The organism is Cytophaga sp., from assembly GCF_051961495.1.
Taxonomy (GTDB): Bacteria; Bacteroidota; Bacteroidia; order Cytophagales; family Cytophagaceae; genus Cytophaga.
Map to the genome: position 1 here is coordinate 1 of NZ_JBQCDF010000208.1, position 21815 is coordinate 21815.

The 21815-nt window shown below is 37.5% G+C and carries 17 protein-coding genes and 1 rRNA gene; 4 read left to right on the forward strand and 14 right to left on the reverse strand.

The window, feature by feature from the left end:
* The 3 genes from ACTHJT_RS11400 to ACTHJT_RS11410 all read right to left on the reverse strand — a co-directional run.
* On the reverse strand, nt 1-991 hold a 991-nt coding region (locus ACTHJT_RS11400), incomplete at its 3' end, for a DUF4271 domain-containing protein (protein ID WP_440238240.1).
* Nucleotides 992-1125: 134 nt separating this feature from the next.
* Nucleotides 1126-2187, reverse strand: a complete 1062-nt coding sequence (locus ACTHJT_RS11405) for a glycosyltransferase family 4 protein (protein WP_440238242.1) — start codon at nt 2185-2187, stop codon at nt 1126-1128.
* A gap of 34 nt (nt 2188-2221) precedes the next feature.
* Nucleotides 2222-3943 carry a POTRA domain-containing protein gene (locus tag ACTHJT_RS11410; protein WP_440238244.1) on the reverse strand — a complete coding sequence of 574 codons (1722 nt, stop codon included), beginning with the start codon at nt 3941-3943 and terminating at the stop codon, nt 2222-2224.
* Nucleotides 3944-3997: 54 nt separating this feature from the next.
* Here ACTHJT_RS11410 and hemW point away from each other — a divergent pair, with 54 nt between their 5' ends.
* The 3 genes from hemW to ACTHJT_RS11425 all read left to right on the forward strand — a co-directional run bounded on the left by hemW (nt 3998) and on the right by ACTHJT_RS11425 (nt 7194).
* Complete coding sequence (gene hemW, locus ACTHJT_RS11415; protein ID WP_440238246.1) at nt 3998-5119, forward strand: radical SAM family heme chaperone HemW; 1122 nt, start codon at nt 3998-4000, stop codon at nt 5117-5119.
* Nucleotides 5120-5182: 63 nt separating this feature from the next.
* The gene (locus ACTHJT_RS11420; RefSeq protein WP_440238248.1) at nt 5183-5551 is read left to right on the forward strand and encodes a hypothetical protein; all 369 of its coding nucleotides are present in this window, start codon (nt 5183-5185) and stop codon (nt 5549-5551) included.
* An 8-nt stretch (nt 5552-5559) separates the two neighbouring features.
* A complete protein-coding gene (locus tag ACTHJT_RS11425) occupies nt 5560-7194 on the forward strand; it encodes a M1 family metallopeptidase (RefSeq protein WP_440238250.1) in 1635 nt (544 codons plus the stop codon).
* A 23-nt stretch (nt 7195-7217) separates the two neighbouring features.
* On the opposite strand, the gene ACTHJT_RS11430 is transcribed toward ACTHJT_RS11425, so the two are convergent.
* The 7 genes from ACTHJT_RS11430 to ACTHJT_RS11460 all read right to left on the reverse strand — a co-directional run bounded on the left by ACTHJT_RS11430 (nt 7218) and on the right by ACTHJT_RS11460 (nt 18508).
* The gene (locus ACTHJT_RS11430) at nt 7218-8378 is read right to left on the reverse strand and encodes an efflux RND transporter periplasmic adaptor subunit (RefSeq protein WP_440238252.1); all 1161 of its coding nucleotides are present in this window, start codon (nt 8376-8378) and stop codon (nt 7218-7220) included.
* A gap of 10 nt (nt 8379-8388) precedes the next feature.
* A complete protein-coding gene (locus ACTHJT_RS11435) occupies nt 8389-12759 on the reverse strand; it encodes a CusA/CzcA family heavy metal efflux RND transporter (RefSeq protein WP_440238254.1) in 4371 nt (1456 codons plus the stop codon).
* A gap of 70 nt (nt 12760-12829) precedes the next feature.
* A complete protein-coding gene (locus tag ACTHJT_RS11440; RefSeq protein ID WP_440238256.1) occupies nt 12830-13228 on the reverse strand; it encodes a hypothetical protein in 399 nt (132 codons plus the stop codon).
* A 104-nt stretch (nt 13229-13332) separates the two neighbouring features.
* Nucleotides 13333-13515: a hypothetical protein gene (locus ACTHJT_RS11445; protein ID WP_440238258.1), complete on the reverse strand. Its 183-nt coding sequence runs from the start codon at nt 13513-13515 to the stop codon at nt 13333-13335.
* Nucleotides 13516-13653: 138 nt separating this feature from the next.
* Nucleotides 13654-16494 carry an excinuclease ABC subunit UvrA gene (gene uvrA, locus ACTHJT_RS11450; protein ID WP_440238260.1) on the reverse strand — a complete coding sequence of 947 codons (2841 nt, stop codon included), beginning with the start codon at nt 16492-16494 and terminating at the stop codon, nt 13654-13656.
* A 95-nt stretch (nt 16495-16589) separates the two neighbouring features.
* The gene (locus ACTHJT_RS11455) at nt 16590-17429 is read right to left on the reverse strand and encodes a lytic transglycosylase domain-containing protein (RefSeq protein ID WP_440238262.1); all 840 of its coding nucleotides are present in this window, start codon (nt 17427-17429) and stop codon (nt 16590-16592) included.
* A 173-nt stretch (nt 17430-17602) separates the two neighbouring features.
* Complete coding sequence (locus tag ACTHJT_RS11460) at nt 17603-18508, reverse strand: TIGR01777 family oxidoreductase (RefSeq protein ID WP_440238264.1); 906 nt, start codon at nt 18506-18508, stop codon at nt 17603-17605.
* 119 nt (nt 18509-18627) lie between these two features.
* Here ACTHJT_RS11460 and ACTHJT_RS11465 point away from each other — a divergent pair, with 119 nt between their 5' ends.
* Entirely contained in the window at nt 18628-19509 is an 882-nt protein-coding gene (locus ACTHJT_RS11465) for a chromosome segregation ATPase (protein WP_440238266.1), read from the forward strand.
* 63 nt (nt 19510-19572) lie between these two features.
* Here ACTHJT_RS11465 and ACTHJT_RS11470 read toward each other — a convergent pair whose 3' ends face one another.
* The 4 genes from ACTHJT_RS11470 to rrf all read right to left on the reverse strand — a co-directional run.
* The gene (locus tag ACTHJT_RS11470) at nt 19573-20565 is read right to left on the reverse strand and encodes an AAA family ATPase (RefSeq protein WP_440238268.1); all 993 of its coding nucleotides are present in this window, start codon (nt 20563-20565) and stop codon (nt 19573-19575) included.
* A 12-nt stretch (nt 20566-20577) separates the two neighbouring features.
* Nucleotides 20578-20946: a DMT family protein gene (locus ACTHJT_RS11475; RefSeq protein ID WP_440238270.1), complete on the reverse strand. Its 369-nt coding sequence runs from the start codon at nt 20944-20946 to the stop codon at nt 20578-20580.
* 78 nt (nt 20947-21024) lie between these two features.
* Nucleotides 21025-21558: an isopentenyl-diphosphate Delta-isomerase gene (idi, locus tag ACTHJT_RS11480; protein WP_440238272.1), complete on the reverse strand. Its 534-nt coding sequence runs from the start codon at nt 21556-21558 to the stop codon at nt 21025-21027.
* A 157-nt stretch (nt 21559-21715) separates the two neighbouring features.
* A 5S ribosomal RNA gene (gene rrf / locus ACTHJT_RS11485) occupies nt 21716-21815 on the reverse strand; the annotation flags it as partial.

Consider the following 21815-nt stretch of genomic DNA (forward strand, 5'->3'; position numbering starts at 1 on the left):
AACCTAGCAGTACCCGATAGGCAACTATTAAGGGTACTATTTCAGCGGTGCAAATGTACGAAAATAAATAAATATTTCTAAGTTCTGATCTTGAGTAAATCATATAACTTGTTAATACTGAAATTATAACAAGTATTATAAAAAATATATGATTCGCGGATTCTGCAATTGAATTAAGATAACTAAAAGGCATTAAGGCAATTACAATTAATATTACAGGCAATATCAGCAAACCTGCCTGAAACAAATAATTCAAAAGGAGGTAATTCTGCAGAGGTGAAACTCCTGAAGGGAATGTTAATTCGTTGATTATTTTTACATAAATTATTTTGAATACCTGCATAAATGCAAATGAACAAAATAAGTAAATGCCATATCCACTTGTATGTGCTTCTAAAAATGTCCTGAATGGAAAATTAAATAATAATGGTTTCTCAACAGAAATGAGATAAAAAACCATCATATAAAGAATAGAGTTGATTAAAATCAAATTTATTGACATCATTCCGCTCCTATCCAGCAAAAGCAGTTCGGTATTTCTATCCAAACCAACGTTTATCAACGTCCTTCCCTTCATAAATACAAATTTGTAAAACACAACAACGGTGCAGAACAAAAGAATCATAAAAATAAAAACTTCCCTGTCTACTAAACCTTTTCGAAATTGCAACAACTGAGTAAACTTAACCAGATTAGAAACTTCCACTTTACTGGCGGGCAATTTAGTTTCGATCCGAAGGGAATCCAGATATACGAAAGTTGTTGGGTTATGAAAAAGCAATAAATATAAATCTTCTTCTGCCTGTTTGTTTATATTATTTAATGAAAGATGCACTCTTTCCGGCTCTGCATTGGCAGGATGTTTATATACCAATTGATTCTCTACAAAAACTGATAGTCCCTTGTTTGAATAAAAAGATATGTAGTAATCCTGATCTGATTTTTTCTGAATAAAAACGCCACCGCTGGGAATCCTGTCATCACTTGTCAATAATGGAATATAAGATTGATAATACCGATCATATACCTGCCAGTCGTTGCGCAAATCTTTAACTACACTGTATTTCTGCCCCGCTAAGTTCTGTATACTCGCAAGCAGTGTTAATACAACAATGACGGATATATTTAAATATTTTTTATACACGATCTGCTTCGCTTTTTAAACATTATCTCAATAATAATTATTACAAAAATAACTGATAGGGCCATTAATACGAGCAAGGTTGTGATATTAAGCCATGAAAACCATATTACGCAAAAAACATTCAATAACGTATATAAAAGTACTAAACCAACAATACTTAACTGGGATAAACCTAAACCTAACAAACGATGGTGCAAGTGATTATTATCAGGAGAGAACGGGCTGGAGCTCGCAAGAATTCTTAATATAAAAACTCTTAATGTATCTGCAATTGGTATAACGATTGGAGCTATAGCAAGGGCTATTATTGGGTATTGTTCATAATTCATCCGTTGAGGAATTAAAACGATTTTGATAGCAAGAAATGCAATAATAAAGCCACTGATCAAAGACCCGGTATCACCCATAAAAATTTTGGCTTTATGCAAATTGTATTTTAAAAATCCAATCAATGCGCCAGCCAGGCATAGGCATACCAACACATATGGCACATACTCGCCCCCACCAACAATGAAAAATATTCCGCTATAAATTAAACAAGCGAAAAGCGCAATCGAGCCGGCCAAGCCGTCTAATCCATCAATCAAATTAAATGCATTTGTAATGCCTAGTACTACGACTAAAGTAAATAAATAAGCAATACCTTCAGGAATTAAAGTAATAGACAACACTCCTTGAAAATCATCTATTTTTATGTCTCCCAAAAAAACAATAATGCTTGCTGCAAGTATCTGAACAAAGAATTTTTTAAAGGCCGAAACTGAAACCATATCATCTTTCAACCCAATAAAGAAGATAATAATTGTCGATGCAATAAGTTTTTGTACAGCATTATCAATCTCTCCGAATAATAATATGGAAGAAATAAACCCTGCAAAAATCGCCAACCCTCCTAATCTTGGAGTGTCAAATAAATGTTGCCTCCTGTTATTGGGTATATCAAGTATTTGCTTTTTGTGTGCAACCTGTATAATGGATGGTATTGCAAAAAGTGACACAAAAAGAGCCCATGAAAATGTAAGTATGGAAGAAAAGAAAATCATTGTGCTTTTAACTTATTGCAAGTTATACGAAAAACTAGAATCTTGAGACTAATCCAAAATGTATTTTTGAAAGATTTAAATTAATCGGCTGATCCTTAGCCTGACCAAGAGCATAAATAAATTGAAAAACTCCTGCTTTTGTTGTAAAACTAATACCTGTACCAAACCCAAGCGGCCAATCTGTATAATTATTATTTAACTGGTTTTCGAAATAAGCCTGATTTAAAAATAACAGCACATAAGAACTTTCATCTGTAAAATATCTATACTCAAGCGTATAAATTGCATAATCAGACGCATAGTAATTATTTTCATTAAATCCCCTGAGTGTTTTTAATCCTCCGATCCGATAAAGATCACTCAACACCAGGTTCTGACTATTAACAATCCCACCCTGTAACTGATTCAACAGCGTAGCTTTTTTACCTATGCGAAAAAATTTCATTACTGTCATATCCGCATTCCATTGAATTGAATTCAGCGGGATGGGCGTTTCGCTACTGGTTGGCGTATAATTTACAATACGTTTATTTCCTGTAGCAACATCTATTGAAACATTCCATCCCGTCATCGGATAGAAAACATCATCAAGACTATTAAAAACATATCCCAATCCATAATTTACGAATTTAAAATCCTGGTTATTGCCCTCAACATTGGTACTGGCGGTCGTTCCCAACGATGCATTGGATTTAAGTCCTGCAAAGAATTTAATCTGTGAGCCTGGACTGACGGTGTAAAAAATAGAAGCTCTTCTGTCTAATATTAAAAAAGATGTATCTTGTTTCAATAAATTAAAATTCAGTTTGACATCTATATTTGACCTGAAAAGACGTGGATGCAAATAAGAGGTATTAAGCAATTGAGATTGCACATCAAATCTTTTCCATTGAATACTTAGCTCCTTTCCGGTTTGAAGCAAATTCTTCAGGTTCATGTTAAACTCCCCCGTGATCAGCAGTTTTCCATTACTTTTTGAACCCGGCTGAAAACCGATATATCCATCCAACTGATTGCATCTTCTGTTTGTTAAAAATAACACCGGCTGTGCTTTGCCCATTGAAAAGAATACTTCGGGAGATTTAACAACTTTCAGGTATTGAATTTGTTTCAACTGACGTTCTAAACTAATTACCTTTTGTTGATTATAAAGAGCGCCAGGACGTAAACCTAAATAGCTTTCCAGGTATTTTCTTTTCACTTTTGCATTCCCAACAATGGCAATAGTGTCAAACTGAATAAGCGGTCCGGATTGATAATTTAAAGTAGCTTGAAAATACGATTCAGTAATTTTTATGGAATCCAGACCAATTACTGCAAAAGGGTATCCGTTGTTTTCAGAATATTTTATAATACTATTTTCAAGTCCTGCTAATTCCCGGTAACTGAAACGTGTCTGAGAATAAAATTTTTGTTTATAACCGGACTTATAAAGGTACTCATCCGGCACATTGCCGCTCTGTAGACGGCTCCAGTGGTGTTTAGGGCCAACATGAATATATGCCAGTACAGAATCTCTTCCTTTAAACAATATTGAATCAGCTGCTGCTTCTAAATAAGATGCTTCATGCAACTTTACAATATAATAACTTATTTCCCGGATCGCACCTAGAGAATCTTTAAAACTAGTTTCATAATGCAGCCCTTTCACCTTTTCATCGAAACCATCATTCTGAAGAAATAAATTCCAGTTTTGCCCGGCAGCATCCGGTAAAAAAGTAATAAGAAACAGAAATATGTAAAATAGTTTATTCAAAAGGATTAATTTTACGAAAGATACTAAACTCAAGAATCATTTATACTACAAACGATGGCAGGCATATACATTCATATTCCTTTTTGCCATAAAGCATGTACTTACTGTAATTTTCATTTTTCTACAAATCTTACGCTTGTTGACAAAATGGTCACAGCTCTATGCCGGGAGCTGGAGTTGAAAAAAGCATACTTAGACAATTCGTTCATTGATACTGTTTACCTGGGTGGCGGCACCCCTTCTATTTTAAATACCTCTCAACTGGCGCAGTTGTTTCAGACTATTCATTCAACATTTAAAGTATCTGATAAAGCCGAAATAACGCTGGAAGCAAATCCCGAAGATTTATCAAAAGAAAATATTCTTTTCTGGAAAAACGTTGGGGTTAACCGGCTAAGTATAGGCATACAAAGTTTTCAGGATGACACATTGAAATGGATGAACAGAAACCATTCAAGAAATGACTCAATAAAAGGTGTACGGCTGGCCCAGGATCTAGGTATAGAGAATTTATCCATTGACCTGATCTATGGCACACCTCATTTAACAGAAGGACTATGGAGAAGGGAAATTCAAACGGCAATAGAACTACAAGTGGCTCATATTTCCTCCTACTGCTTAACAATTGAAGATAAAACAGCATTGGCTCATCAGGTCAAAAAGGGACTTTCCTCTCCGGTCTCTGAAGAACAATCTGAATTGCAGCTGCTGGTACTGATGGAAGAAATGGGATTGGCTGGCTACGAACATTATGAGATCTCTAATTTTTGCAAGCCATTCTTTGAATCGAAACATAACAGCAGTTATTGGCAAGGCCTGCCCTATATTGGCATTGGACCGGGAGCACATTCATATAACCTTTCAAGCAGACAGTTCAATGTCAGCAACAATACCCAATACATACACGATTTATCTGCAGGGGAAATCCCATTTACAGAAGAGTTGCTTACACCGCAAGATTTATACAATGAGTATATTTTAACCCGGTTACGAACAAAATGGGGTATTCACATAAACGAATTAACTCGATTAAACCCTACACATTTACCCAAAATTCAACAGTTGTTATCAAATTTTATTGAAAATGGATTTTTAGATGAAATAAATGGCCTATTTAGGCTTACTACAAAAGGAAAACTCCTTGCAGATGAAATTACATTACAATTAATGGTATAAAGAATTATGTTTGAAAACTCACTCATTTTTTTAACTTTGTAGTTATTAGATTCTAAAACTTTTATGTTGTCGGAAGAAAAAAAAATATTACTCCTTTTGCACCTGATCATTTTCAATTATCATGGTCTGGACGAAGGTGAAAGAGAATTGTTATCTGGATTAGCAACAAAGTTTGAGGCGGAAGAAGAGTTGAAGTGGGCATATTCAATGCTTGGGAATGATTATTACTCTTCCCATGAAAAGATCCATCAATGGTTTGAAAAAGAAATTAGCGGCGTAGACTCTGCCAAACGTCTATCTTACCTGACAACTGTATGGGAAGCTTCAGTAAAAAAAGGTTTTATAAGCGAAATGGAAGCTACAGCTATGTTGAAAATAGCGCATAATTGGGGCATCCAAAAAGACCTGTTGAACCTGATCCGCAAGAAATAATACTTGTTATGTTTAGGGAGACTGTATTATTTTTTTTGTGTTTTATATCCGTTTGTTTTCTTGCCACTTCACAACCGTTTAGCAGAAATGATTCTTTAAGAGGCTCTCTAACTCCTGAGCGCACCTGCTTTGATGTCTACTATTATGATCTGAATCTCAATATTGACATTACAAACAAAAGCATACAAGGTGTAAACACTGTTTATTTTAATACGACTACCGTTACCAATAAGATTCAATTAGACTTATTCAGCAATTTAATTATTGACTCCGTTTGTTATGAGAACAGGAAACTGTCTTTCAAAAGGGATAGCAATGCTTTTTTCATACACTTTCCCACGCTTCTTCAAGCCAATACTTCACATCACATAAGCGTTCATTACCAGGGTAACCCGATCATAGCTAAAAAAGCTCCCTGGGATGGCGGTTGGGTGTTCACCAAAGACAGTCTTCAAAGACCCTGGGTGGGGGTTGCATGCGAAGGCATAGGTGCCAGTTTATGGTGGCCGCTCAAAGATCACTTAAGCGATGAGCCTGATAGCATGCGTTTGCACTATACCATACCTGCTTCATTAATGGCTGTCGGTAATGGCATTCTGGAGTCTGTGGAATTAAGTGATGATAGAAAAAACAAAACCTTCAACTGGAAAATCAGCTATCCGATCAACAGTTATAACGTTACCTGCAATATCGCCAACTATACTCATATTGAAGATAAACATATACAAACGAATCAAGATACGTTAGAAATTGATTATTACGTTTTGGATTATAACAAACAAAAAGCGATTGCTCATTTCCAACAAGTGCATCCAATGCTTGTGTGTTACGAACATTATTACGGCCCATATCCATTTTTTAAAGACGGTTATGCCATGGTTGAAACGCCATACTGGGGTATGGAACACCAGGGAGCAATTGCATACGGCAATGATTACACAAACAAAATAATTGATTTTGACTACATCATTATCCACGAAAGCGGACATGAATGGTGGGGTAATAATGTGAGTACCTGTGACCACGCTGAAATGTGGATCCATGAATCTTTTACAACCTATACAGAAAATTTATTGGTTGAATATTATTATGGTTATGACATGTCTATCCGCTATTTAAACCTGAACAGAGGCCTGATAAAAAACATAGACCCTATTGTTGGACCGCTTGATGTGAACTATGAAGGATGGAACGGATCTGATATGTATTACAAAGGCGCCTGGATACTGCATACATTCCGTAATATGCTAAAGAATGATACGCTTTGGTTTTCGATCCTGAAAGGTATGCAACAGGATTTTGCATTGAAAACCATTCATACCTCAGATATTATTCAATACATTAATGAAAAAACCGGCAAGGACTATTCCTGGTTTTTCAAACAGTACCTTTACAATGCCAAGCCTCCTGTTTTGAATACATATTCTGAGAAGGTAAAAAAAATGGTGCGGGTGTATTATAAATGGGAAAATACGAGTCCTGACTTTGTCATGGAGATTCCTTTAAATGTTAAGAATGCTCCTCGTATCTATATTACCCCAGAATTGAATTATAAATACATAGACGTAAAACCTAAATCATTTACAAAAGATTTTTTCAATAAAAATTTTCAATACTATCTGATAAAAGATGAAAAGAGGTAGGGTAATTAACCCTACCTCTTTTTTTATTCTTCCTCTTCAATATTTTTTAATTTCGAAAGTAAATCATATGCGCCGTCTATAACAACATTTATTTGATTGTAATCTAAGGAAGCTGGCAAAATAATTTCTGTATATCCATTTTCAGAAATACCTTTTTGAACTTTTATTCCTTCGTATTGATGTTTGTTGCCGGCATTTTTCTCTATAAAAATATAATCTTCATCTTCGATCTGAACAACTGCTTTTTGAGGCACTGCCAGAACATTCTGTTCATCAATGTATATATATGCCTTCAGATACATGTTCGGTATTAATGCCGGATCATTTTTATCCATATGTGCATGTACCCGAACAGTTCTGTCAGAAGCGATTTTATGATTGATCAAATACACTTTTGCAGTACGTTCTTTAGCATCACCATTAACTATTTTAAATACTATTTTTTGTCCGACTTTGACTTTTGTAATATCCTTTTCAAAAACTGTCAATTCTGCATGCAGGTGATCTGTGTCTACAATTTCACAGATTATATCCTGGGGATTTACAAACGAGCCAATATTAATATTAACCACTGTAATATAGCCATTGATCGGGGATCTAAGATCTACAACACTTGTGATTGTATTCTGAGAAACATTGGCAGGATTGATCCCAATCATTTTCAACTTTTCTGTAAGTGCGCCATTGATCACAAGAGCGCTGTTATATTCAGATGATATCTGCTGAAACGTTTTTGCAGATGTAACATTTTCCTTTGCTAACTCTTCCTGTCTTTTATATTCAAGCTCCAGATACTTAAGCCTGCTTTTATTTTCAAGGTAATCTTTTTGAATGGTGACAAACTCGGGATTTTGTATTGTAGCTATCAACGCTCCTTTCTTAACATTCATCCCCTGAAGAATATCTGTAGACTTGATGAAGCCTCCCATCAATGCTGATACAGTAACAAGATTCTGCGGGGGGACATCCAGCATGCCGTTTACTTCCAAAACCGCATGCATTTGCTTCTGTTCAATTTTGCCTGTAGTTATTTTTATCGCATCAAATTGACTGGGGGGCAACGTAACAGACATTGCTGCTGCCGAATCTAATGTCTCCGAAGTTTCTTCTTCTTTCTTCAGACCGCAAGCATTCATCGCAAGCAGGATTATAATACTTACAACTAATATATTTATAGCTTTCATGCGCTTCATTTTAATTTGTTCCCACTAAATATTCGATCGTGATAATAGATTGATTGTACAAACTGAGGGTTTGTAAATAACTTACCTGAATAGATATATATCTGTCAAGCCCCTGCGATAGCTCCACATAGCCAATATTTCCGGCACGGTAACTTTTCCATGCATTATCATAAATAATATTGGCTGTCGGTAATGCATTCTGTTCATAATACGCAAGACTATTCTGATACTTTAAATATTCCTGGTAGGCCTGGTTATATTGTCTTTCAAGATTAGCTTCATACAGATCACTGGATGCCCTGGACATATTCACTAAAGCCTGATTAGCCTTCACTCTTTCCATTTGTGGCTTTGACCACAGTGGTATAGCCACCCCTGCTGTTATGCCCTGGAATCGGGTGTTAGCGCTTGCCATGCTTCCATCATTATAGTTCATGGTATAATTAAGCGACTGATTAAAATATCCTACCGTTATATCCGGAAGAAATTTATTCCTTTCCAGTTTAACTGCTGCATCATTTAATGCGATCTGTTGGCGCATATATGCCAGTGCAGGGTTGTCCGCTATTGCTATTGAATCATCCGGCAGTATTAATACATTCGCTTTTTGCTTATCAGAAACTGTGGTAACCGTTTCGGCAGTATTCAGTAATGTTTGCAGCCTTGATTCATAGATCCGCACATCATTTTCATTTTGATTCATACGCAACCTGATTTCGTATAACTGACTTTCAGCTGTGGCCTTTTCAAGCATATTGCTTTCACCGGTTTTATATTTTAAATCCGCTGCTTTGCTGAATGCCGTATAGATACTATCCTGCTTCAGATAAAAGATACGTAGCGACTTTGCATACTCCAGTAAATAATACGCTTGTTTCACCTGATAAACCAATTCATTTTGCGTAACATCCTTATTCAGTTCAGCACTTTTGATTGCCTCTTTGTAATAAAGTGATTGATTATGCATCACTGTTGGGAATGGTAAACTTTGGTTCAACGTTATGTTATTGTCGTTATAGAAAGAATTATACTGACCATACATAAACGTTGCTGAAGTCTTGCCGACTTCTGTTGCTGTGCCCTTTATTCTCGTATGATAGTCGATGCTATAGTCGGCCACCTTCATAACATTGTTATTCTGCTTGGCTATTGTTATTGCTTCTTCCAGACTTACAGGCCTGGGTAAAGATTGTGCCTGCACATTCGTGTGAACAAACGTAATCATTATGCATGCCAGCAAACATACCATTGTATTGGATTTCCATTTGAATCTGAACTCCTTTTCGGCCAATATATACAATGTAGGAATTACCAGTAGTGTTAACAACGTTGCCGATATTAAGCCACCAATAACGACTGTTGCCAAAGGTTTTTGTACTTCTGCGCCGGCACCATGAGATAATGCCATTGGCAAAAAGCCCAGTGATGCGACTAAGGCTGTCATCAATACAGGGCGTAATCTTATAGATGTACCTGCAAGAACGATCTGATATACATCTTTCATACCTTCTTTTTTTAATCGATTAAACTCTCCAATTAAAACGATTCCATTTAACACGGCAACACCAAACAATGCGATGAAGCCCACGCCCGCTGAAATACTAAACGGCATATCGCGGATCACCAGGGCAAACACACCTCCTATTGCTGATAGGGGAATTGCAGTAAAAATCAATATGCTTTGCTTCACGGAAGAAAATGTAAAATATAATAGTATGAAGATCAATGCGAGCGCCACCGGAATTGCAACAGAAAGTCTTTCTTTGGCTTCCAGAAGATTCTTAAACTGTCCGCCGTACGTTACATGATAACCCGCATCAAACTGCACTTTAGCATTGATTTTTTTTTGAATTTCTCCAACAATGCTTTCTACATCGCGCCCACGGGTATTGAATGCAACAGTGATTCGTCGTTTCGTATCTTCACGCTGAATCTGATTCGGACCGTTTTTAAAATCTACATCTGCAACTTGTCGTAAAGGTATCTGTAAACCTTCATAAGTTGCGACATACAAATTGCGGATATCCTCTATCTGTTTTCTGTGCATGGTGTCCAGACGCACAACCAAATCATATTTGCGTTCGCCTTCATAAATAAGTCCTGCTGTACCGCCAGCAAACGCTGTACGTACAACGCTATTGATTTCTTCAATATTTAGTCCGTAGCGTGCAATCTGCGCACGGTTATAAGCAACAATGATCTGTGGCAAACCTGTAACTTCTTCCACATAAATATCTTTTACACCTTTCACAGGCTCAATCAGCTTACCAATCTGTTTTGCATAGCGGGTAAGCTTGTCAAGATCTTCTCCATAAATCTTTAGGGCCACGTCCTGCCGTGCTCCGGTCATTAGTTCGTTGAAACGCATTTGTATCGGCTGCTGAAATCCGAACGTGACACCTGGGACTTTTGCTTCCAACGCTCGCTGCATTTTATTTGCCAGTTCTTCACGTGTATCTGCTGATACCCATTCTTCTTTATCTTTAAGCGTTACGATCAAGTCGCAGGCTTCAACCGGCATAGGGTCTGTAGGGATTTCGCTGGTTCCTACTTTACCTACAACATCAATAACTTCCGGGAACTCTTTTTTTAACACATCGCCAGCTTTCAACGACGCATCAATTGTTTTGGCCATTGAACTACCTGTCAGTACCCTTGTCTCCAACGCAAAATCTCCTTCATCCAACGTAGGAATAAATTCCCCGCCCATTCTGAAAAACAATAACAGACTAACTGCAAATAATACAATTGTACATGCCAGTGTTAAAGCCTTCCTGTTTAAAACGTTATTGATTACTTTTGAGTAAACAGCTTGAAAAAATTCCATGATCTTGTCAGAAATATTTCTCTTGTGAATATGCTGCTTGCTCAAAAATAACGCAGACATCATAGGTACATATGTAAGCGACAGAATGAATGCACCGATGATTGCAAATGAAACAGTTTGTGCCATAGGCTTGAACATCTTCCCTTCAATGCCGACAAGTGCGAGTATCGGCAGGTAAACAATTAAAATGATAATCTCTCCAAATGCTGCGCTGTTTCTGATTTGCGATGCGGATTCATACACCTCGTTATCCATCTCTTCCTGGGACAATCGATGCGTATATTTTTTGCCTACAATATGGTGGAGTGTTGCTTCAACAATTATAACGGCGCCATCTATGATAAGACCGAAATCTACGGCTCCCAGCGACATTAAATTTCCTGAAACACCAAAGAGATTCATCATTGAAATAGCAAAGAGCATGCAAAGCGGAATCATGGTTGCAACAATAAGTCCGGCGCGAATGTTGCCCAACAATAAGACTAGTACAAAAATAACGATCAGCGCGCCTTCGACCAGGTTTTTGGATACTGTTTTAATCGCTTGGTTTACCAGGGTTGTACGATCCAGATAAGCTTCAATCTGTATACCTGCTGGTAATGTTTTTTCGATCTGGCCTATTTTTTCTTTAACGTTCCGGATTACTTCGTTCGAATTTTCCCCTTTCAACATCAATACTACACCACCTACTACTTCTCCCTGGCCTGTACGGGTCATGGCACCATAACGGATCGCATGCCCATACTGCACCTTTGCCAGATCGCTGATTACTATAGGCATTCCCGAGATAGTATTCTTTACTACAATATTACCGATATCATCTAAAGATGTAATCAATCCTTCTGTACGGATGAACCAGGCATTTGGACTTTTGTCAATATAAGCTCCGCCAGTATTCTGATTGTTCATCTCAAGCGCCTTGAATACCTCTGCAATAGTAATATTCATGCTTCTTAATTTCTCTGGATCAATCGCTACTTCATACTGCTTAAGATTCCCCCCAAAGCTGCTGATATCTGCAACTCCTTTCGTTCCCAGCAACTGTCTCCGGATGATCCAATCCTGTATGGACCTCAACTCCATTATAGAATAAGTATTTTCATATCCTTTCTCCGGACGGATAATGTATTGATAAATTTCGCCAAGGCCGGAGGAAACAGGGCCTATCTCAGGTATCCCAACGCCTGCCGGGATTTCTGTTACTGCCATCTTCAGCCGCTCACCAACCTGTTGTCTGGCCCAGTAAATATCTGTTTGTTCGTTAAATACAATCGTTATCACAGAAAGTCCGAACCTTGATATTGAACGTACTTCCTGTATTTCAGGGATACTGGCCACACTTAATTCAATCGGATATGTAATAAGACGTTCTACCTCCTGCGCAGCAAGGGCAGGGCTTTGCGTGATTACCTGTACCTGGTTGTTGGTAATATCAGGCACCGCATCAATGGGTAATTTGGTTGCAGACCAAACGCCCCAGCATATTAATGCTATAGTCAGTACTCCAATAATCAGTTTATTCTTAATGGAGAACTGAATAATTCTGTCTAACATAGAATTATTAGTTAAAATAAATGAAATAGGATTTTTTGCATGTAGATGCCATGCAATCAAGAGGATGAATTTATCCGAGTTTAGGCGGCTGCCAAATATCGATCAATGGAGTTTTAAAAAAATGCTCTGAGTATAGCGAATAACGAACGCAGTCAATGACAACCTTCTCTTCTGTCCTGAATGTAAATACAGGAGCTGCAGCTGGTATATAACAGGAACACGCTGAATGCATACAGTGTGCTTTTAGCGGAAGGTTCTGGTGTTCATGCTTATCCTGCTGTAAATGCTGCTGATCAAAATAATGCAACGCTAAAAATTCGAGCATATTGATATCCTCATTGTGATCTTCAATATGATGATAAAAATGACTTACTAAATTGCCCATACATATCATGCCGGCAAATCCGCTATTTGACAAAAGCGAGGCCAGTAATAAATGCATGGATACACATATAGTAATCAAGCGCATGTATAAATGTAGAGATTAGCCGTTATTTTTACAATCTAACTAGAAAAATGATTCGAAAAAATTATCAAAAAAATTGAAAATTAAGCAGATATAAAAATCAAGAGCTATTTTTTGCCTTTGCGGTTCTTAGCATTCACAAGTCCTAAGCTAACTTTATGAAATCTGGACATCATGCTTTTAGCATTAGAATGATCCAGACTACTTAATGGCGTGTTTGAATCACTTTTAATGATCTCATTCGTTGCCAATAGGAATCTGTATTCTATATCAGCCTCAGAAAATAACATGAAGTGAGCTAACATAAGTTTAGTTTACGGTTTAGGTATATATACTCTTAATATGCGCCAAACGTTTTATGAAAGTAATATTTTATTCATTTTTTAAACAAAATACCGCAACCTTTTATAAAAAACGCCGTATGCGCCTCAAATTTTAAGCTCTTCAGCTAAAAATTTAGCTGTATGGCTTTTTTTATTATGTATGATTTCTTCAGGAGTTCCACTACATAAAATCTTTCCTCCTTTAGCCCCCCCCTCAGGCCCCAGATCCACCACATAATCAGACACTTTAATAACATCCAGGTTATGTTCTATGATTAATACGGTGTTGCCTTTGTCAGCCAGTTTGTTTAACACATAAAGCAAATGTTGAATGTCCTGAAAATGAAGCCCTGTCGTAGGTTCATCAAGTATGTATAATGTATTACCTGTATCTCTTTTGGAAAGTTCCGTAGCAAGCTTTACCCGCTGAGCTTCACCGCCACTTAATGTAGGTGCATGTTGCCCGAGTGTAATATATCCCAGACCCACCTCCTGCAATGTTTCAATCTTGCGAAGGATCCGTGGCTGATTATCAAAGAATTCTACTGCCTGATCAACGGTCATGTTCAATACATCTGCAATGGATTTTCCTTTGAAACGAACCTCTAATGTTTCCCGGTTATATCTGTTGCCTTTGCAAGTTTCACAAGGTACATATACATCCGGAAGGAAATCCATCTCGATTAATTTCATTCCTGCACCTTCACATGTTTCGCATCGCCCGCCTTTTACGTTGAATGAGAAACGCCCTGCTTTATACCCTCTGATTTTAGCTTCCGGTAGTAAGGTAAATAAATTACGGATCTCACCAAAAACTTCGGTATATGTTGCCGGGTTTGAACGCGGCGTTCTTCCGATTGGTGATTGATCAACTTCAATCACTTTGTCAATGAATTCCAGGCCTTCAATAGAGCCGTATGGCAATGCATCTCTTCTTGAATTGAAGAAATGCTTGTTCAGAATCGGGAACAGTGTATCATGCACCAGGGTAGACTTTCCGCTGCCGGAAACTCCGGTAATGGAAATCATCTTTCCTAAAGGCAATGTCAATGTAACATTCTTAAGATTATTGCCCGATGCATTTTTAAGCGTTAGTGTATGTCCATTACCCGCGCGTCTTTCCTTAGGAACAGCAATTGTCGCTTTGCCTGATAAATAGTCTGCCGTAATACCCGGCAATTTCAAAAATTGTTCCGGTGTGCCTTGTGCCACTACACTACCGCCATGCCTGCCGGCCCCCGGTCCTATATCAACAATATAGTCTGAATGCAGCATCATATCTTTATCATGCTCCACAACCAATACTGTATTGCCTATATCTCTAAGATTCTTAAGTGCATCAATCAGTTTAACATTGTCTCTTTGATGCAGACCTATGCTCGGCTCATCTAATATATATAACACACCTACAAGCTGCGTACCTATTTGCGTAGCAAGCCTGATGCGCTGTGCTTCGCCGCCCGACAATGTACGTAAGGTTCTGTCTAGTGTTAAATAATCCAAACCAACATCCAACAGGAAACCTAAGCGCTTTCTGATCTCTTTTAATATCTCAGTAGCAATTTGTAACTGACGTTTATCCAATCTTTTTTCAAGGTCTTTCATCCATTCTGCAAGCGCAGAAATATTCATAGATGAAAGTTCAAAAATATTTTTATTATCTATTTTGAAATGTAGTGATTCCTTTTTCAAACGAGCGCCATGGCATTCCGGACATGTAGTGATCGTCACATAATCCGTCAACCACTTCTGTGTCTTTTCAGAACCTTCTTCCTGTTGTGACTTTAAGAAATTTAATAAGCCGTCAAACTTGAATGCGGTTTCGCTTCCATCTTCCGTTTCTGTGCCATGCAATAATATTTTCAATGCTTCTGCAGGTACAGACTTTACCGGAGTTGTTAAACTTACCTTATATTTTTTCAGAATGGTTTCAAACTGTCTGAAGATCCAGATATCACGATATTCACCTAAAGGCAGGATTGCCCCCCGGCTAATACTTAGCGATTTGTCGGGAATAATACTTTCTTCTGTTATTTCTTCAATAACACCCAAACCTTTACAACATGGACATGATCCATAAGGTGAGTTGAAAGAAAACATATTCGGTGCCGGCTCGTCATAAGCTATGCCCGATTCAGGATCCATCAAAAATTTTGAGAAGAACTGCGCTTCACCATCCTTATCTTTGATCTGGGGTACAATCATCATGATCCCTTTCCCCTGGTCAAGCGAAGCTTTTACAGACTGTGCCACACGATATCTGTCTGCCGGATCAACCTGAATCCGGTCTATAACAATTTCTATGTCGTGGATTTTATAACGATCAACCTGCAGCTTTGCTGTTATTTCAACAATTTCTCCATCAATGCGAACCTTTGTATAGCCCATCTTTCTTACCTGCTGGAACAGTTCGCGGTAATGTCCTTTACGCCCCTTAACGATAGGTGCTAATAATGTTATCTTTTTCTTTTCGAAATTCTGGAAAATATAATCAATGATTTGGTCTTCTGACTGGCGAACCATCTTCTTCCCTGTTACATAGGAAAAAGCTTCGCCGGCACGTGCATACAGAAGTCGTAAAAAATCATATATCTCTGTTACAGTTCCTACTGTTGAACGAGGGTTTTTAGATGTTGTTTTTTGTTCGATCGAAATAACCGGACTTAAACCATTTATCTTATCTACATCCGGTCGTTCCATATTGCCGATAAATGAACGGGCATATGCAGAGAAACTTTCCATATAACGTCTTTGACCTTCTGCATAAATCGTATCAAATGCTAACGACGACTTACCGCTACCGCTGATACCTGTGATAACAACAAGCTTATTACGCGGAATGGTAAGGTCTACATTTTTCAGATTATGTTCCCGTGCACCAAAAACTTCTATCGTTTCTTGTCCAGATGCATCAATTACAGAAGATGTTTCGTTATTTTTTTTCAATTGCGGCAATTCATCTATATACAACTTCTAATTTGCACAGAGCTTTTATTAAAAGCAATATTCTTAGAGAATAGAACTGAATTATTTTTATGTTCTTACTTATCAGTGCTGACAGAGTCTTTCTTTACAGTAGCCCGGGGGTAAGGCAACTCAATGACATAACTTGCGCCATCTTTTTTTATGGTCAGCGTATTGGATAGGATCCAGGGATTATACAACTGAAGTATGTAATAGGTAGTTCCCTGATTTTTTGCAAATAGCTGCAAATCTGAAATGTCTGAAGTTACTTTAATTGTTCTTACAGGTTCTTTTTGCCAGCGATATAATTTTAACCCATATTTTGATGGATGTTCGACCAGGTCTTTAGCCGCTAAAATCTTGTATAAATACTTTGATGTTTCTGCATTCAGGCTCAAGTCATAGTAATCTGTTTTTTCCTGTTTTGCAAACGCCTTTTGTATTCCTGCAATACCTCTGTTGTATGCAGCAGCCGAAACAGTCCAGCTGTCGAATTGCTTGTATGCCTGCTTAAAGAATTTGCATGCGGCATGAGTTGACTTTATAGGGTCAAGCCGTTGATCTACTTCGTTATTAATTTCCAGGCCTAATTCACGCGCGGTATTTTCCTTTAATTGCCAGAACCCTACTGCATCTTTGGAGGAAACCACATTCTTGAAATTACTTTCAATCATTGCCACATATTTAAAATCTGAAGGGATTTTATATTGTGCCAGAATCCTGTCTATAACAGGCAGCCATATCATGGCATCTTTCAGCAAGAGTGTGGTGCTTTTATTTTTTTGAGTATTGTACTTTAATTCGTTATAAAAAGCCGTGTATGCCGCTTGATTTTTGAAATGCACCGTTTCATCTGCAAAAATATTATTTAGGGGAATCTGTTCGTTAAACGTCTGGTGGCGGTATTCCTTATGCAATACATAATACTTGTTCTTTTGTATTATGGTGAAAAATACAAACAGTACTAATAATGTTATAGTTGAAAAAAAAATTATCCGAAGCCGTTTTTTCACCTAGGTTTGATTTATTTGTAATTATATTTATACGCATTTTTTATCTTTCTGTTGCGCCGGTTTGGTGAATATTAACTTTAAGGTTTTAGCAGATCTGTTAATGCGGCTTTTAGTTCAGGATATTTGAAAGAAAATCCCTGTGCCTGAATTTTAGCTGAAGAAGCTGGAATTCCCTGAACGACAGAGCATGCCTTCTCCTTTCCTAATATGATATTCAACGCAAATGCCGGAACATTCGGAAGTAGCAGTGGTTTGTCTAATATTTCAGCTGCGGTTCTTGTAAATATTTTGTTTGATACAGGATTTGGAGCCACGCCATTATATGCGCCACTCATAGAACTATCTTCAACAGCTTTTATAAATATATTGCAAAGGTCTTCAATATGAATCCATGAAATTATCTGTTCTCCGGAAGCCAGTGGAGATCCAATGTTCAGCTTGATTGGCTTTATCATTGTTGGTAAAGCTCCGCTCGGTTTGGCTAAAACAATTCCCACTCGGATTTTTACGGTTCTGATGTTTTTCTTTTCAATCAGGTCCGCGGCTGCCTCCCAATCTATGGTTGTCCTGGCTAAAAAATCTTTTCCTTTAGCTGCATCTTCTTTTAATGGTATCGTTTGGAATGAGTTGCCATATATACCAATTGCTGAGCAGCTTATGAATGCCTGTAATAAGGGCGTATCGGGTAAATGTTTGGCCAACAGTTTTGTCGTTTCAATGCGGCTATCATAAATCTCTTTTTTATAGGGCGCTATCCAACGCTTTTCAAATACTCCTGCGCCTGCCAGATGGATCACGTGCGTTACTCCCTCAAAAGCTTTAGGATCTATGTACGATGTTGTATAGTCCCATTTGTAAGAAACTATTCCATTTCTGATTCCTGCTCGTCTGCTTAACCAGGCCACCTCTATCCCTTTATTCTTTAGCATTTGTGTTAAATGAGAGCCTACGAGGCCGCTTCCTCCAGTTATCAGAATTTTCATACGGAATCTATTTTGTTTGGAAATATGATTTAAAAAGTACTATTTATGAGCAAATGCATAACAAATTGAGGCCAATTCAAGTTTAAGTAAGTTGAACGGATATAATTTACCCATAATCTATGAAATATATATATACTTTGCTCATTTACGTTGCTATCGTACATATAGGTAACGCCCAATCAAAAAAAGAAATTACTGTAGTTCCTTCACATGCCCAGGTTCAATTGGTTGATCGCGAAGGTATGCAAGTTTTGATTGAACTGGATAAAAAATTTGTCGAAAAAACCTGGTTGCAAAAATTAAAAACATTTGGCAAGGTTGAAACTGAAAAAGAATCATACATTATTCATGGTGCGTCAATTCCTGAGATTTCATCTTCCTGTACCCTATACTCAACCGTATTTACAACCAAGACAGGAACAGTTGTTTTCTGGGCAATTGATTTAGGCAGTCAATACATTACACAAGGACATGAGCATTATGAAAAAGCGAAAAAGAAATTAAATACCTTTGCCAAGGAAATCTATGTTGCAGATGTAAATGTACAGATCGCAGCTGCCGAAGATGCCTTGAATACAAGTTCTAAAAGCCTGGATAAACTGGTAAAGCAAGGTGAATCCTTGAACAGTGCTCTTGATAAAAATGCAAAAGATAAAGTTGACTTGCAAAGGAAGCTGGAAGACAACGGAAAAGAACTTAAGTTTTTAGAGTCTGAAGAAGTTCGTATTGAAGGTAGAATGAAAGAGGTGAAGTCGACTGAAAATACCGAAGAACAGCAAAAGCTCTTAAAGGAAAGTATTTCCATTACGAATAACGTTGAAAAAAATAAGCAACAGAAAGTGTCGCTTGAGGCAAAAATTAAAGACAACGAAAATCAAAAGATTCAGCTTGAGTCTGATATTAAGAAGAATGCAGAGAATCAGGTAGCGGCTAAAGACGAAGTTGAAAAAATGGCGAAAGCTGTTGATGCGGTTAGGGCAAAATTAAAAATATATGAATAAGCATTCGTGTCCTTAAATGCTTAAAAAGAAAGGGCAATGATTGATAATCATTGCCCTTTCTTTTTAAGCATTTGTAATATTGACTTTCCTTAAAATCGTTTCTATTATTTGCCTTGTTGTTACACCTTCTGCTTCCGCTTCGTAATTCAAAATGATCCTGTGATTTAAGATATCATAAGCTACTTCTTTAATGTCTTCAGGCAATACATAATCTCTGTTATTGAAGAATGCCATCGCTTTAGCAACCCGGTTCAGGTTTATGGCAGCCCGTGTTGATGCGCCATACAGGATATATGTAGCTTCGGTATCCAATCCATATTCTTTTGGAAAACGTGTAGCGAAAACCAATTCAATAATGTATTTCTCTAAAGATTCTGATATCGTTACTTTATTGATTTCATTCCTTATTTCAAGAACATCTTCTTTAGTAACAATTTTCTTAACCTGGTAATCAAAGTTCATATTTGATACGCGGCGCATTACTTCCAACTCAGATTCTTTATCAAGGTAAGTCAAATGAATTTTCATCATAAAACGGTCAACCTGTGCTTCCGGCAATGGATAAGTACCTTCCTGTTCTACCGGGTTCTGCGTTGCCAATACCAGAAAAGGATTGTCAAGTGGATATGTCGTATCTCCGATTGTCACTTGCTTCTCCTGCATACATTCAAGCAATGCAGATTGTACTTTTGCCGGTGAGCGGTTTACTTCATCCGCCAGAATGAAATTAGAGAATACCGGACCTTTCTTTACTTCAAAATTACCTTTATGTTGATTATAGATCATGGTGCCGATCAAATCCGATGGTAGTAGATCTGGCGTAAATTGTATACGATGAAAATCCAGGTCCATCGTTTTGGCAAGCGTATTAACACTTAGTGTTTTTGCAAGACCTGGCACACCTTCCAGCAAAATATGCCCGCCCGTGCAAATACCAACCAACAGACGATTGATCATGTATTTCTGTCCTATTACGACTTTCCCAACTTCTTCTATTACTTCTTTGATTTTATTTCTGTAGTAAATAGATTTTTCTTCTGCAGATTTAAATTCCATGTGTTTACAGTATTATTTTTTGAATACAAAAAATACAGCTAGTGTCAAGCATACCATGGCAGCTATATAATTCCATTGTAATCGTTCCGTTCTGAAAACAACCAGTGCGAAGAATGTGAATACAGAAAGCGAAATTACTTCCTGTATAATTTTCAATTGAAATAAATTGAAGGGGCCGCCATTTCCTTCAAAGCCTATTTTATTGGCCGGCACCTGAAATACATATTCAAAGAAAGCAATCCCCCAGCTTAATACAATCGCTCCGACAATTCCCCATTTTGCTAATGGTGCATTATCACTTTGCTGCAAATGTCCGTACCAGGCATACGTCATAAAGCCGTTCGAGATTATAAGTAAAACAATTGTCCAGAGTGCGCTCATTGCTGCATGTTATCTATCTTAAAAATACAGGTTTTATTTGAAAACTTTGTACTATTTACATTTATTACCTAAGCTCTGTTAATCTGTTAGTCTCTGCTTACGCATCAAGCGATATGTTTTTTCAAAAATTGCCTTGAACCAGAAAGTGTAATTGTCAGGATTTCCGGCTATGTCTTTTTTTAGTTCTTCATACGATATGTATTTCCAATCCGAAGCTTCATCAGGATTCAGCTTAGGTTTGCTATCAGAGAACCCAATAAGGATGTGATCTAACTCATGTTCGGAGAGATTGTTGTCGAACTCAACTTTATAGATAAGATAATAGAGTTCTGTAAGATTATTGCATTCAAATCCCATTTCTTCTTTTAGCCTCCTTTTTGCTGCATTCAGAATGGTTTCTTCCGGTGCAGGATGGCTACAGCAGGTGTTTGACCATAAGCCTGCTGAATGGTATTTAGAAACAGCTCTTCGCTGTATTAAAAATTCATTGGACGAGTTAAAGATCAATACAGAAAATGCGCGGTGTAGAAGCCCTTTCTGATGAGCTTCAAGTTTATCCATTACGCCTGTTTCCTGATCTTTTGAATTAACTAGAATTACCAAATCGCTCATTTGTATATCGAATAAGTTGCAATCTCAACAAGTGTTCAATATACTACTAAATATTGATTGATTAGGCTTGTTTGTAATGGTTCTGATTTACAAAATATGTAATCGGTATAAAAACAAAAAAACCCTTTACTGATTATAGTAAAGGGTTTTGATAATAAGTTGGCAGCGACCTACTCTCCCACATTTGACTGCAGTACCATTGGCGCAGTTGGGCTTAACTTCTCTGTTCGAAATGGGAAGAGGTGAACACCAACGCT